Annotated in this window: 14 protein-coding genes; 7 read left to right on the top strand and 7 right to left on the bottom strand. The window is 72.1% G+C overall.

Translation table 11 applies throughout. The annotated features are described in order from the left end of the window. Window positions 1-5: 5 nt before the first annotated feature. Complete coding sequence (locus tag OG242_RS22920) at window positions 6-335, bottom strand: ATP/GTP-binding protein (protein ID WP_132899924.1); 330 nt, start codon at window positions 333-335, stop codon at window positions 6-8. 200 nt (window positions 336-535) lie between these two features. On the opposite strand from OG242_RS22920, the gene OG242_RS22915 reads away from it, so the two are divergent. Beyond that, window positions 536-1,579, top strand: coding sequence for an LLM class flavin-dependent oxidoreductase (locus tag OG242_RS22915; RefSeq protein WP_405899933.1), 1,044 nt, complete (start codon window positions 536-538; stop codon window positions 1,577-1,579). A gap of 102 nt (window positions 1,580-1,681) precedes the next feature. On the opposite strand, the gene OG242_RS22910 is transcribed toward OG242_RS22915, so the two are convergent. After that, on the bottom strand, window positions 1,682-2,074 hold the full coding sequence (locus OG242_RS22910) for an SCO5389 family protein (RefSeq protein ID WP_018102614.1): 393 nt from the start codon (window positions 2,072-2,074) through the stop codon (window positions 1,682-1,684). 263 nt (window positions 2,075-2,337) lie between these two features. Between OG242_RS22910 and nucS the strand changes: the two genes are divergently transcribed. After that, a complete protein-coding gene (gene nucS / locus OG242_RS22905) occupies window positions 2,338-3,009 on the top strand; it encodes an endonuclease NucS (protein ID WP_093706125.1) in 672 nt (223 codons plus the stop codon). A gap of 186 nt (window positions 3,010-3,195) precedes the next feature. Here nucS and OG242_RS22900 read toward each other — a convergent pair whose 3' ends face one another. From OG242_RS22900 to OG242_RS22885, 4 genes are all read right to left on the bottom strand, one after another. Further along, window positions 3,196-5,664: an ATP-binding protein gene (locus OG242_RS22900; protein ID WP_405899932.1), complete on the bottom strand. Its 2,469-nt coding sequence runs from the start codon at window positions 5,662-5,664 to the stop codon at window positions 3,196-3,198. A 256-nt stretch (window positions 5,665-5,920) separates the two neighbouring features. Then, a complete protein-coding gene (locus OG242_RS22895; protein ID WP_018102617.1) occupies window positions 5,921-6,244 on the bottom strand; it encodes an STAS domain-containing protein in 324 nt (107 codons plus the stop codon). A 237-nt stretch (window positions 6,245-6,481) separates the two neighbouring features. Next, complete coding sequence (locus OG242_RS22890; protein WP_405899931.1) at window positions 6,482-7,330, bottom strand: 3-hydroxyacyl-CoA dehydrogenase family protein; 849 nt, start codon at window positions 7,328-7,330, stop codon at window positions 6,482-6,484. A gap of 132 nt (window positions 7,331-7,462) precedes the next feature. Further along, window positions 7,463-8,104: a TetR/AcrR family transcriptional regulator gene (locus OG242_RS22885; protein ID WP_405899930.1), complete on the bottom strand. Its 642-nt coding sequence runs from the start codon at window positions 8,102-8,104 to the stop codon at window positions 7,463-7,465. 79 nt (window positions 8,105-8,183) lie between these two features. On the opposite strand from OG242_RS22885, the gene OG242_RS22880 reads away from it, so the two are divergent. The 3 genes from OG242_RS22880 to OG242_RS22870 are packed head-to-tail and all read left to right on the top strand — an operon-like array spanning window position 8,184 to window position 10,319. Then, a complete protein-coding gene (locus OG242_RS22880) occupies window positions 8,184-8,963 on the top strand; it encodes an ABC transporter ATP-binding protein (RefSeq protein ID WP_405899929.1) in 780 nt (259 codons plus the stop codon). A 17-nt stretch (window positions 8,964-8,980) separates the two neighbouring features. Next, window positions 8,981-9,733 (top strand): ABC transporter permease, encoded by a 753-nt coding sequence (locus tag OG242_RS22875; RefSeq protein WP_405899928.1) that lies wholly within the window; start codon window positions 8,981-8,983, stop codon window positions 9,731-9,733. Window positions 9,734-9,746: 13 nt separating this feature from the next. Beyond that, window positions 9,747-10,319: a cob(I)yrinic acid a,c-diamide adenosyltransferase gene (locus OG242_RS22870; protein WP_405899927.1), complete on the top strand. Its 573-nt coding sequence runs from the start codon at window positions 9,747-9,749 to the stop codon at window positions 10,317-10,319. A 24-nt stretch (window positions 10,320-10,343) separates the two neighbouring features. On the opposite strand, the gene OG242_RS22865 is transcribed toward OG242_RS22870, so the two are convergent. Then, the gene (locus OG242_RS22865) at window positions 10,344-10,898 is read right to left on the bottom strand and encodes a hypothetical protein (RefSeq protein WP_405899926.1); all 555 of its coding nucleotides are present in this window, start codon (window positions 10,896-10,898) and stop codon (window positions 10,344-10,346) included. Between the two features lie 93 nt (window positions 10,899-10,991). Here OG242_RS22865 and OG242_RS22860 point away from each other — a divergent pair, with 93 nt between their 5' ends. Beyond that, the gene (locus OG242_RS22860) at window positions 10,992-12,176 is read left to right on the top strand and encodes a sensor histidine kinase (RefSeq protein ID WP_405899925.1); all 1,185 of its coding nucleotides are present in this window, start codon (window positions 10,992-10,994) and stop codon (window positions 12,174-12,176) included. Then, window positions 12,176-12,826: a response regulator gene (locus OG242_RS22855; protein WP_405899924.1), complete on the top strand. Its 651-nt coding sequence runs from the start codon at window positions 12,176-12,178 to the stop codon at window positions 12,824-12,826. The genes OG242_RS22860 and OG242_RS22855 overlap by 1 nt, the downstream gene beginning before the upstream one ends. The last annotated feature ends 142 nt before the right edge of the window (window positions 12,827-12,968 follow it).

The following is a 12,968-nucleotide window of genomic DNA, read 5'->3' as shown; positions in this document are numbered from 1 at the left end:
ACTCCCTAATAGCGAGGCGCGTTCCTGGACCGCTGCACCCGTGTGGTGCGGCGGTCCTTCGCGTTCCAGCACGCCTTGTGCCAGTGCCTGCGGTCGTCGACCCCGCCGTACTCGGACCAGGCGACCAGGTGCGGGACGCCGGACGGGATCTCCTGGTCGCAGCCGGGGCACCGGTAGCGCTTGCCGGCCGCGCTCGCGCCGCTGACCGGGCGTACGGACCACTCCTCGCCCTGCCACTCCTCGCTGCGCCCGCCCCCGCCGTACCGGTCCCCCGCCTCGCTCGCGCTGTCGTTGCGGCTCTCGCCGCCTCGGGGGCGGTTGCGGCGCGGGGACACGTTTCACCTCTTGCGGCGGGGACGGCGGTTCCCGTCCAGCCTAGGGCCATTCGGGCGGGGTACCCGTCGTTCCGGGCCCGGAGGCGCTGCGGGTTACCGGAAAATCGCAACAACTCCGCGCCGGACCGTGCCTTTGGCACGTGTCAGACGTTGTTGCCAGTAAGGGGAGAGCCGCGTCGGCCGCAAGGAGGCAATTGGCGATGCACGTCGGAACATTCGTACTGGCGGCCCAGTTTCCGGGCCAGGGACCGGGAGAAGCGCTGCACCGCGCGATCCGGTCCGCCGAGGTCGCGGAGGAGTCCGGGCTCGACTCGGTCTGGCTGGCCGAACATCATTTCGTGCCGTACGGGGTGTGCCCGTCGGCCGTGACACTGGCCGCGCAGCTGCTCGGCCGCACCCGCCGCATCCGCGTGGGCACGGCGGTGAGCGTGCTGCCCACGCAGCACCCGGTGGCGCTCGGCGAGCAGGCCGCGCTGCTCCACCTCACCAGCGGGGGCCGGTTCAGCCTCGGAGTGGGCCGGGGCGGGCCGTGGGTGGATCTGGAGGTGTTCGGCGGCGGCCTGGAGGCGTACGAGAGGGGCTTCCCGGAGTCCCTGGGGCTCCTGCTCGACTGGCTGCGCGAGCCGCGGGTCGCGGGCCGGGGCGAGCGGTACGCCTTCCAGGAGGTGGCGGTCGTCCCCCGGGCCGACGAGCTGCTCGACGAGGACGGCTCGGGCGGCTGCGGCGGGCCCGAGGTGATCGTCGCGTGCACCTCGCGCAAGACCGTGGAGCTCGCCGCCGAGAACGGCCTGCCGATGCTGCTCGGCATGCACTGCGGGGACGAGGAGAAGGCGGAGATGGTGGCCCTCTGGCGGTCCCGCGCGCTGGCGGCCGGCCATGCGCCGGAGCGGGTGCACGGGGCCGGGCACGTATCGGCGGGCGTGGCCCAGATCGCCGACCGCACCGAGGACGCCGTCGAGACGCTGGTGAAGGCGATGCCCGGCTGGCTGCGCCAGGGGCTCAACGCGCATGTGACCGTCGACGGCCGGCACCGCGTGATGCGCGACCCCGTCGGATACGCGGAGCTGCTGTGCTCCCTTCATCCGGTGGGCACACCGGAGCTGGCGGCCGACCGGCTCGCCGCCACCGCCGAGCGCACGGGCATCACCCGCTTCGCGCTCCTGGTGGAGGGTTCCGGAGATCTCGTGGCCACGGAGGAGAACGTAGCGCGGCTGGGCACGGAGGTACGGCCACTCCTCGAATGACCCCCGCACACGGACAGAACGGTGTATGGCGGTGTGTACGTACGGGAGCCGCCGCCCCGGACCAGTTGCACCTCCCGCGGCCCGGAACGGCGACAGAAGCGTTCAGCAGTCCCGGAGTTCGGGCGACTGGTTGAGCAACTGGCCCCTCACCGAGGTGAACTTGGCCAGTCGGTCGTCGACCGAGGCGTCCAGCGGGAACACCGCGACGCGGTGGCAGTTCTGGAATGCGAGACGCACTCCGAAGTGCCGCTGCAGCGCGCCGCGTATCGCATCACTCGCGAGCGCACGCAGCAGCTGACCACGTGCCTGCTCGTTGGGCGGCGGCGTCTGGTTGTCGGCGAACTCCCCGCCGTCGACCTTCAGCTGAGCCACCAACGAGCTGATCATCTCCCATGCGTAGGGCAGGGAGGTCCGGACGCAGTCGACGAAGTCGGCTTCGTCGACCTCGCCTCGCTCGGCCTGTTCCAACAGAGCCGGTGAGACGTCGAGCGACATGGGTTCTCCTCTCGCGGCCCCGGCGGGCTGCCGGAACCTTACGGGCAGGGAAGGAGGGCGGCGACGCAGCGTGCACACGCGGCGACCTCCTGCATCCACGGTAAGGGTGCAGTCCGGGCCGCACCAGGAGATTGGGAACACAACCGGCCAATAACGAAGGGGTTCAAAGAGGGGCAAGACAGAAAGCGTCACGTTTGGACGGGGCGGGAGTGACGGATGGGTGAATCGCGCCGGGCCCACGTCGTCGAGTAGCGTTGCCGACCATGCGTCTCGTCATTGCCCGCTGCTCCGTGGACTACGCGGGCCGGCTCACGGCCCACCTGCCCTCCGCTCCCCGCCTCATCCTGGTGAAGGCGGACGGGAGCGTGTCGATCCACGCCGACGACAGGGCGTACAAACCGCTCAACTGGATGTCGCCGCCCTGCACCCTGAAGGAGGGCAGCGGGGACGCCGAGGGCGTCTGGACCGTGGTGAACAAGGCGGGCGAAAAACTGATCATCACTATGGAGGAAATCCTCCATGACTCGTCCCACGAGCTGGGCGTCGATCCAGGCCTGATCAAGGACGGTGTGGAAGCGCACCTCCAGGAACTGCTCGCGGACCGCATCGAGATCCTGGGCGAGGGCTACACGCTGATCCGCCGCGAGTACTTCACGGCCATCGGCCCGGTGGACATCCTGTGCCGCGACGCGGACGGGCAGACGGTCGCCGTCGAGCTGAAGCGCCGCGGCGACATCGACGGCGTCGAGCAGCTGACCCGCTACCTGGAACTGCTCAACCGCGACCCGCACCTGGCCCCGGTGAAGGGCATCTTCGCCGCCCAGGAGATCAAGCCGCAGGCGAGGGTCCTGGCCACGGACCGCGGGATCGGCTGCGTGGTCCTGGACTACGACGCGATGCGAGGCATCGAGGACGACAAGCTGCGCTTGTTCTGAGCCGGGGCCCGCTTCTCCCGGCCTCGGCCGGGCGGACCTTTCAAGCCCGTCCGGCGATTGAGGACGGAACCCTCGCGCCGGAGACCGGCAACCCTCCGGACGGGCGGACCTTTCAAGCCCGTCCGGCGATTGAGGACGGAACCCTCGCGCCCAGAGCCGGCAACCCCCGACGGGCGGCGCGCCCGTTCAGCCCCCGTCGCCCGAGGGCGACCCCCCACTCGCCGAGTCGGACGAGCCCGGCACCGTAGGCGCCTCCGACGTCTCCGACTCCGTCGGCTCCGGCGAGTCGTCGCTCTCGGACGGCGCCGGACCGCTCGACGCCGTCTCCGACGGCGCCGGGGCCGTCGACGTCGACGTCGGCGTCGTCTTCGACGGCCCCGGCTTCGACGGCGTCACCGACGACTCGGTCGCCCCGGGCGACGACGGCGCATCCGGGGAAGACGGCCCGTCCGAGGAGGAGGACGGCGTCGCCGAGGACGACACCCCCGGCGAAGCCGACCCGCTCACCGACGGCCCGGGCGACGGGGACCCCGACCTCGACGGCGAAGCCGTCGCCGACTCCCCGGTCTCCACATCCGCGTCGTAGATGCTGTCGTCGTCCGGCACCTCCTGCTCGGTCGACGTACCGGCCCCGCCCTGCGGGTCGCTGTTCGACGTCAGCCCGAGCGTCACCACCGTGCCGAGGACCCCGGCCAGCAGCACCCCCGCCCCGGCGGCGACCAGGTTGCGCCGGGCCCCGCCGATGAGGGCCAGCGGCCCGCCCCGCGCCGCACCCTTGCCGCCGCCCGCCGCAGGCGCGGGCACCGGCTCCTGCCGAGGCACCACGGCGGTGTCGGCGAACGGGCTCGTCATCGAGACCGGAACGACGGCCGGCACCCCCAGCGGCGGCGACACCTCGAACGCAACAGCCGTCCCGCCGCCGCCCGGCGCCGAACCGCCCCCGGCCCGGTCCTCGACCAGCGCGAGGGCCCGCCGCCCGGCCACCGCCCCGCTCTTGTCGGCGAGCGCGCCGCGCATGCTGATGGCGGTCTCCAGTTCGGTCCTGGCCCGGGCGGGGTGACCGGTGCAGAGCGCGAGGACGCCCAACTCGTGGTGGAAGTACGCCTCTTCCGCGACCTCTCCGGCGAGCCGCCCGGCCTCCTGGCCGATCCGCAGGGCCCGCTCCCAGGCCCCCCAGTGCAGCCCGGCCGCGAAGGCGGGGGCCGCGCTGCGGGCGAGGAGCACGGCGGCGCTGGTCCGGCCGGCCCCCTCCCCCGGCACCAGCTGGGTCATCGCGGCGGTGATCGCGTCGGCCTCGGCAGCGGCCCGTGCGGGGGTGACCGAGGGATGCCCGGTCCACCAGGCGTAGTGCTGGGCGGCCGTACGGGCCCGGTCGTCGGTGTCGTCGCCGTAACCGGCGGCCGTCAGCTGGGCCAGGACCCCGGCGGCCAGCCGGTACCGGGGGCCGGCGGGCGAGAGCAGCCCGCAGCCGGCCAGTTCGCCGAGCGCGGCGTCGGCGTGGGTTTCCCCGACGAGCGCCGGCAGATGCGCCTGGTGCGGCACCTCACCGCCGAGCGCCACCGCGAAGCGGAGCGTGTCGCGGGCGGCACCGCTCAGCCGGGAGGCGAGCAGGGCCGCGGGCGCGGCGCCCTCGCCGAGGCTGGGCAGCGGCACCTCGGCGTCCTCGGCGCCTTCGGGCACGGGCGGCGCGTCGGCGGGCCGGTTCTCCAGGTAGCCGTACTCGTCGTACGCGGTCGGGTCGGTGAGCTGCTGGTCGCGCTGGCGCAGCAGCGCGCCGGCCTGGACGAACCGCAATGGCAGGCCCTCGGACTCGAACCAGAGGTCCCCGGCCCAGTTGGCCTCCTCCTCGGTGAGCGGCCGTTCGACGACGCGTGCGAGGAGGTCGAGTGAGGCGGCGCGGTCGAGGCCGGTGAGGAAGACCTCTTCGAGGGGGGAGTCGGCGCCGGGCGCGGCGACGTCGGGCGTCGCGGCGAACAGGAAGGCGCATTCGGGGGTCGCGTCGAGCAGTTCGTCGAGGGCGGCGCCGCCGAACTCCAGGTCGTCCAGGACGACGACGGCGCCGGTGGTCCGGAGCGTCTCCAGGAGGAGGGTGCGGTCCGGGCGGTGGAGGGGCGCGTCGTGGACGGCGTCGAAGAGCGCGTGCAGCAGGTCGGTCGCGGTGCGCTTGTGGCCGTTGAGGCGTACGACCCCGTCGGGCGCGAACTCCGCGCAGTCGGCGGCGACGGCGTCGAGCAGGGCGGTACGGCCGGAACCCGCCGGTCCGGTGAGCCGGACGGAGCGGCCGCGGGCGAGCAGCCTGGTCAGCCGCTCGCGCTCGTCGTCGCGCCGCAGCAGGGGCAGTTCGGGGGCGGGCGGTCCTGGCGGCACGGGGGGCGCCGCGGCGCGGGCGCGGTCGGCGCGGTCGGCGGGGGTGCGGCGGACGGGGGCGGGGGGCTGCTCGCCGGGCGGGCAGAGCTCGACCTCGCTGCCGTCGACCGGGTTGACGGTGAGCATCAGGTCACCGGCGACGAGGGTGACCACGCGGGCCTGTTGCGGTGTTTGCTGACCGAAATCCGGAGTCAGCGGGTCGCGGGAAGGCCGGCGCCGGCCGGCTTCTTCGGCGACGCCCTTGCTGTCGTGGCCGAACTCTTCCGGCCCCCGGTGTATCGGGTCCATCGCCAAAGCTCCCAAGACGCGTCGAGCACGGGTGCCCCGCCCGGCCTCGTACGTCCGGATGCCGCTCACGGCCCGGTGTCCGCCGGGTGGGTCCGTCAATCGGCAGACGGCCGAACCCTAAACCTTCGCACAGTATCTACGACCACCAGGGGTGGCGCTCCGCCCCGCAGATCACGGTCTAGTGAGGATTGTGTGGCCTGAGCCGTACGGTCACGGAGAGGGTGTGCCGGGCCACGGCGCGTCCCGGCCGGCGCGTTCAGACGCGCGGCAGGGACTCCGCGGCGATCCCGCCCTCGATGGCGAGGATGCGGTGCAGCCGGGTGGCCACCAGGAGGCGTTGCATCTGCGGAGGCACCCCGCGCAGCACGAGGCGCCGTCCGGCGCGCCCGGCCCTGCGGTGTGCGCCCATGATGACGCCGAGTCCGGTGGCGTCCCACGAATCCAGCTCGGTCAGGTCGAGGACCAGATCACCGACGCCGTCGTCGAGGGCCGAGTGCAGGACCGTACGGGCGTCCGCCGCGCTTCGGACGTCGAGGCGGCCCCCGACGACCAGCTCGGCGTGGTCGCCCCTGATGTGCATATGCGCTCCCCTGGAATGCTCCGTGGCCCGGTCCGTCTGTCCGAAACTGTCTCTGCCCCAACTGACTGCGGCAGCGACAGGGTAGTTGCCGTCTGTAAGCGAACCGATACCGAATTCACTCCGAGGAGTGATGCGGGATGGCTGCGGACCCGGGTGGACCCGCTGGTTCCGGACGGTGTTCCCCGAACCGCGCCCGGCCTGATTGACAGCGAATCAGCCGGACCGGACCGAAAATGATCAGTAGGTGTAGAAGCCCTGCCCGCTCTTGCGCCCGATGTCACCTGCATCGACCATCCGGCGCATCAGCTCCGGGGCGGCGAACTTCTCGTCCTGCGACTCGGTGTAGATGTTGCTCGTGGCGTGCAGCAGGATGTCGACCCCGGTCAGGTCGGCGGTGGCCAGCGGGCCCATCGCGTGGCCGAAACCGAGCTTGCAGGCGACATCGATGTCCTCGGCCGTGGCGACGCCCGACTCGTACAGCTTGGCGGCCTCGACGACGAGCGCCGAGATCAGCCGGGTGGTGACGAAGCCGGCGACGTCACGGTTGACGACGATGCAGGTCTTGCCGACGGACTCGGCGAACTCCCGCGCGGTGGCGAGGGTTTCGTCGCTGGTCTTGTAGCCGCGTACGAGTTCGCAGAGCTGCATCATCGGGACCGGCGAGAAGAAGTGCACGCCGACGACGCGCTCCGGGCGCTCCGTCACCGCCGCGATCTTGGTGATCGGGATGGCGGAGGTGTTGGAGGCGAGCACGGCGTCGTCCCGGACGATCTTGTCGAGCGACCGGAAGATCTCGTGCTTCACCTCCAGCTTCTCGAAGACGGCCTCGACGACGATGTCCGCGTCGGCGACGGCGTCCAGGTCGGTGGTCGTGGTGATCCGGCCGAGGGCGGCCTCGGCGTCGGCGGCGTCGAGCTTGCCCTTGGCGACGAACTTGCCGTAGGAGGCCTCGATGCCGTCGCGGCCGCGGGCCAGGGCCTCGTCGGTGACATCGCGCAGCACGACGTCCCAGCCCGCCTGGGCGGAGACCTGCGCGATACCGGACCCCATGAGTCCGGCTCCGATGACGGCGAGCTTCCTGGCCACGTTGGCACCCCTCTGTATGTGTCGGTCGTTCTGGTCCATGCCCTCCGGCGGAGGTTAGTACCCGGGGCGCGCGCTGGGGCTGCGAAGAGATGCGCGTCACGTCTCAAATGACGGACATCACACCGGGACGCCTCATTCGGCGGCGCGCCGGGCGTAGTTGAGTACCTTTTCGCCCAGCAGGTCCTCGATGTCGTCGAGGAGCCCGAGGGCGTCCCGGGAGACCTCGGCGGGCCCCCGGCCGGCCACCATCTCCTGCCCGATGTACCCCATGAGGGTGCCGTGGACCCAGGAGAGCTGACCGGCCACCAGGACCGGCGTCCGGTCCCCCGCCTCGGCGCCGCTCACCTCCAGGAGGGTGGCCTCCAGGTGCCGCGTCGCCTCCTGCTGGATGTGCCAGAGGCGGGCCTTGAGGCTGTCGGCGCCCTCGATGACCCGCATGAAGCGGTCGTACCCCTCCATCAGGCCGACGGCGGGCGAGACGCTCTCGACCTGGATGTGCAGCTCGCGCAGGACGGCGTCGGCCGCGGACTCGCCCTCGTCGCGGCCCCTCACGTACCGCGAGAGGCGCTCGACGACGCCCTGGCCGCGGTCGAGGAACAGGTCCTCCTTGGCCGGGAAGTAGTTGTAGACGGTGTTGACCGAGACGTCGGCGGCCTGGGCGATCTCGGCGATCGTGACCGTGTCGAAGCCCCGCTCCAGGAAGAGGCCGGTGGCCACGTCCGAGAGGTGCTGCCTGGTCTGCCGCTTCTTGCGCTCCCTGAGTCCCTCAGCCATGGCCCCATCGTAAATCCTCTGGGGTCTCTGAATGTTTGGGGTCATTGCATTTTTTCAGTGACTCTGTTTTTGTGGGGGCATGCCCATCATCAGCACGTCCGGGCTCGCCCGGACCTTCATGAGCAGGAGCGGCCCGGTGGAGGCCGTACGCTCCCTCGACATGACCGTCGCGGCCGGCGAGATCGTCGGCCTGCTCGGCCCCAACGGCGCGGGCAAGACGACCACCCTGCGCATGCTCACCACGCTGCTCTCCCCCACCGGCGGCGCGGCCACCGTCGCCGGCCGCGACCTGGCCGCCGACCCGGCGGGCGTACGCGAGCAGTGCGGTTACGTCGCCCAGTCGGGCGGGGTCGACCCGCACACCACCGTGCGGGAGGAACTGGTCACCCAGGGCCGGATGTACCGGCTCGGCAAGGCGGCGGCAGTGTCCCGGGCCGCTGAACTCGCCGGGGAGCTGGGCCTGTCGGACCTGCTCGACCGCCGCACCGCCACGCTCTCCGGTGGCCAGCGCCGGCGCCTGGACATCGCCATGGGGCTCACCCACCGCCCCGCCGTCCTCTTCCTGGACGAGCCCACCACCGGGCTCGACCCGGGCAGCCGCGCCGACCTGTGGGGCCTGGTCCGCAGGCTGCGCGACACCAACGGCACCACCGTCGTGCTCACCACGCACTACCTCGACGAGGCGGACGCCCTCGCCGACCGGCTCGTCGTCGTCGACGGCGGCCTGGTGGCGGCGGAGGGCACCCCCGCCGAGCTGAAAGTCCGGTACACGGGCTCTCCGGACGCCACGCTCCAGGACGCCTTCCTGGCCCTCACCGGGCGCGCCCCCGCCGCCGACGCCGCGCCCCTCGCGGTCTGACACCTCTCGGGACACCCATGCTGCTGCACGACACCGCGCTCATCTTCGGGCGCTACGCCCGCCAGACCCTGCGCTCCAGATTCCAGATCCTCTTCGGCATCCTGATGCCCCTGCTCTACCTGCTCTTCTTCGGACCCCTGCTCACCGAGCTGCCGCTCGGACGGGACGACGTCGACTCCTGGCAGATCCTGGTGCCCGGACTGCTGCTCCAGCTCGGCCTGTTCGGCGCCTCGTTCACGGGGTTCGGCCTCATCATCGACAAGTCGACCGGGGTGGTCGAGCGGATGCGGGTGACCCCGGTCAGCCGGGCGGCCCTGCTGCTCGGCCGGGTGCTGCGGGACGCGCTGCTGTTCGTGTTCCAGGCGGCACTGCTGGTGGTCGTCGCCGTACTGATGGGGCTGCGGGCGCCGCTGGCCGGGGTGCTGATCGGCTTCGTCTTCGTCGGCCTGCTGACGGTCTCGCTGGCCTCGCTCTCGTACGCGCTGGCGATGCGGGTCTCCACGCCGCAGGAGTTCGGCCCCGTCATCAACTCGCTCACGATGCCGGCCATGCTGCTGTCCGGCCTGATGCTGCCGATGACGCTCGGCCCGAAGTGGCTGGACGTGCTCTCGCACTTCACGCCGTTCCGCTACCTGGTGGACGCGGTCCGGGACGCGTACGTGGGCACGTACGCCACCGCGCACATGCTGTACGGGGCCCTGGTCGCCCTGGGCTTCGCGGCGCTGGCCGTGACGGTGGGCACACGTGTCTTCCGGAGGGCCGGGGCGTAACTAGGCTGGCCGCATGGTCAATCTGACGCGCATCTACACCCGTACCGGCGACACCGGCACCACCGCCCTCGGCGACATGAGCCGCACCGCCAAGACCGATCTGCGGATCTCCGCGTACGCCGACGCCAACGAGGCCAACGCGGTCATCGGCACCGCGATCGCCCTCGGGCAGCTGGACGAGGACGTCGTGAAGGTCCTCGTCCGCGTGCAGAACGACCTGTTCGACGTGGGCGCGGACCTGTCCACGCCGGTCGTCGAAGCCCCCAAGTACCCGCCGTTGCGGGTGGAGCAGTCGTACGTCGACAAGCTGGAGGGCGACTGCGACCACTACCTGGAGCAGGTGGAGAAGCTCCGCAGCTTCATCCTTCCGGGCGGTACGCCGGGCGCCGCGCTGCTGCACCAGGCGTGCACGGTGGTCCGGCGCGCCGAGCGGTCCACCTGGGCCGCGATGGAGGTGCACGGCGAGGTGATGAACCCGCTGACGGCGACCTACCTCAACCGCCTCTCGGACCTGCTGTTCATCCTGGCCCGGGTGGCCAACAAGGAGGTCGGCGACGTGCTGTGGGTGCCGGGCGGCGAGCGCTGATCCCAGGACCCCGTCCGCGAGGGCTCACCTCGCGGACGGGGCCTTACGGGGCTCCTGTTTCGGGAACACCGTGTAGCTCGCCGCGATCACCAGGTTGATCCCGATGACCAGGAGCATCGTGCGCTGCCAGGACCGCAGCGAGGTCACGTCCCCGTCTCCCCCGACGTACCAGGCGGCCGCCTGGAGCAGCGCCAGCGCGGTCGCCGCGGCCACGGTCCACCGGCCGGCGACCTTCCACTCGTGCACCGCCCGCGCCTTGCCGTACTTCGGCGGCTTCACCGGGGGCGGGCCGCCGGCGAAGCGGTGCGCGACCCGGGCGTCCACCCACTTGACGGTGGAGTGCCCGAGGCCGGCCGTGAAGCCGACGTAGACCGCGGCGAGGCCGTGCTTCCAGTCGGGCTCCGCGCCGTTCTTCAGGTCGACGGCGGTGACCGCGAGCAGGACGAGCTCCAGCACCGGTTCGCACAGCAGCACGGCCGCGCCCAGACGCGGCCTGCGCGCCCCGTAGCGCAGCGCCAGTCCGACGGCCAGCAGCACCCAGAAGGCGATCTCGCAGGCGACGATCAATGTGACGATCACGGTCCGCTCCTCTTCGCTCCCTTCCAGCCTGGCCGCCGCCCCGGCCCGGATCATCGGCCCCGATGACGAAACCCGACTGCATACTTCGATGTAGTGCCGACTCTCCGCCTGCCCCGCCCCCACCGCGACGACGTGCTCATCGCGGTCTTCGGGCTGCTCGGCGGCCTGGTGCTGTGGCTGCTGAACCTCTATATGCGGACCGGTAACGTCCTCGGGGACACCCGTCTGCCGCTGATCCCGCTCGTCGTGGTGTCGGCGGCGGAGCTGCTCCGCAGGACCGCGCCGCGCACCGCCCTGGCCGTGGGCACCGTCGCCCTCGTCGCGGACCAGTGCACCCACGGCAACCTGGCGACCGTGGCGATGTACACCGACGTCATGTACGCGGCGGTGCTGTACGGGACCCCGGCGGCCGCCCGCCGCATCCCGGTGATCACCTTCCTGATCTCCCTCGTCGTCACCGTCGGCTCGCTCGCCTGGTTCCGCGATCCCGAGGCCCTGCTCATCGGCATCGTCACCGCCCTCGTGGTCTTCGTGCCCGCCCTCACCGGTGTCAGCGTCCGCAACCACCGGGACGCCGCCGAGGCCGCCCGGCTGCGCGCCGACCAGACCGCCCTGCTCGCCGAGATGGACCGCACCCAGGCGGTGACCGCCGAGCGGGCCCGGATGGCGCGCGAGCTGCACGACCTGGTCGCCAACCACCTGTCCGCGATCGCCATCCACTCCACCGCGGCGCTCTCCATCGACGACCCGGAGACCTCGCGCAACGCGCTGGGGGTGATCCGGGAGAACAGCGTCGACGGTCTGGCCGAAATGCGCCGTCTGATCGGGCTGCTGCGCACCGGGGCGGCCGATCCGGAGCCCAGCAGCTCACCGACGCTCGGCTCGCTGGACGCCCTGGTCGGGCAGCAGCGCGCGAACGCGGCGGCCGGCGGGCTGACCTGCGTCCTGGAGGACACCCGGGACGGGCCGGAGCCCTTGCCGGCGCCGGTCGAGCTGGCCGCGTACCGCATCGTGCAGGAGTCCCTGACCAACGCCCTCAAGCACGCGGCGCCGGGCCCCGTCACGGTGCGGCTCGGGCAGGCGGGGCGGCGGCTGACGGTGGAGGTGAGCAGCGTGCTCGGCGACCGGCCGGGGCCGCGCGCGCCGGGGTCGGGGGCCGGTCTGGTGGGGATGCGGGAACGGGTGGCGCTGCTCGGCGGGGAGTTCGGGGCGGGGCCGGTGGACGGGATCTGGCGGGTGCGGGCGGAGCTGCCCGTGGACGAAGGAGCGGTGGGTTGATGACGATCCGGGTGCTGGTCGCGGAGGACCAGACGGCGGTACGGGCGGGGCTGGTGCTCATTCTGGGCAGCGCGCCGGACATCGAGGTCGTCGGGGAGGCCGGTGACGGCGAGGAGGCGGTGCGGCTGGCCCGGGAGCTACGGCCGGACCTGGTGCTGATGGACGTACAGATGCCGCGCCTGGACGGGGTTTCGGCCACCCGGCAGGTGACGGAGGAGGGGCTGGCGGACGTGCTGGTGCTGACGACGTTCGACCTGGACGCGTACGTGTTCGGCGCGCTGCGGGCCGGGGCGTCGGGCTTTCTGCTGAAGGACACCGAGGCGGCCGGGCTGCTCGACGCGGTGCGTACGGTGGCGCGCGGCGAGGGGCTGATCGCGCCGGCCGTGACGCGCCGGCTGATCGCGGAGTTCGCGGGGGCTTCCCCGGTACGCCCTGCGGAGGCTCCGGACGCCTCGGTGCTGGAGACGCTGACGAGGCGTGAGCGGGAAGTGCTCGGGTGCTTGGGCGAGGGGTTGTCGAACGCGGAGATCGCGGCGCGGCTCTCCATGGCGGAGGCGACGGCGAAGACGCACGTCAGCCGGTTGCTGGGGAAGCTGGAGCTGCGCAGCCGGGTCCAGGCGGCCGTGCTGGCGCAGGAGTTGGGCGTCTGAGGTTTATTCAGCGGGCAGCCACGAACTTTGGTCTGGACCTCTTGACGATTGGTCCAGACCTTCCTAATCTCACCGAACACACTGCGGTGAGCCTGCCATGACAAACGCGGGCTCTGGGCGGCGCAGGGTTGCAGTTCACGGA

This window comes from Streptomyces sp. NBC_00727 (assembly GCF_045161745.1).
Taxonomy (GTDB): Bacteria; Actinomycetota; Actinomycetes; order Streptomycetales; family Streptomycetaceae; genus Streptomyces.
This window is presented reverse-complemented; position numbering and strand designations above follow the sequence as displayed.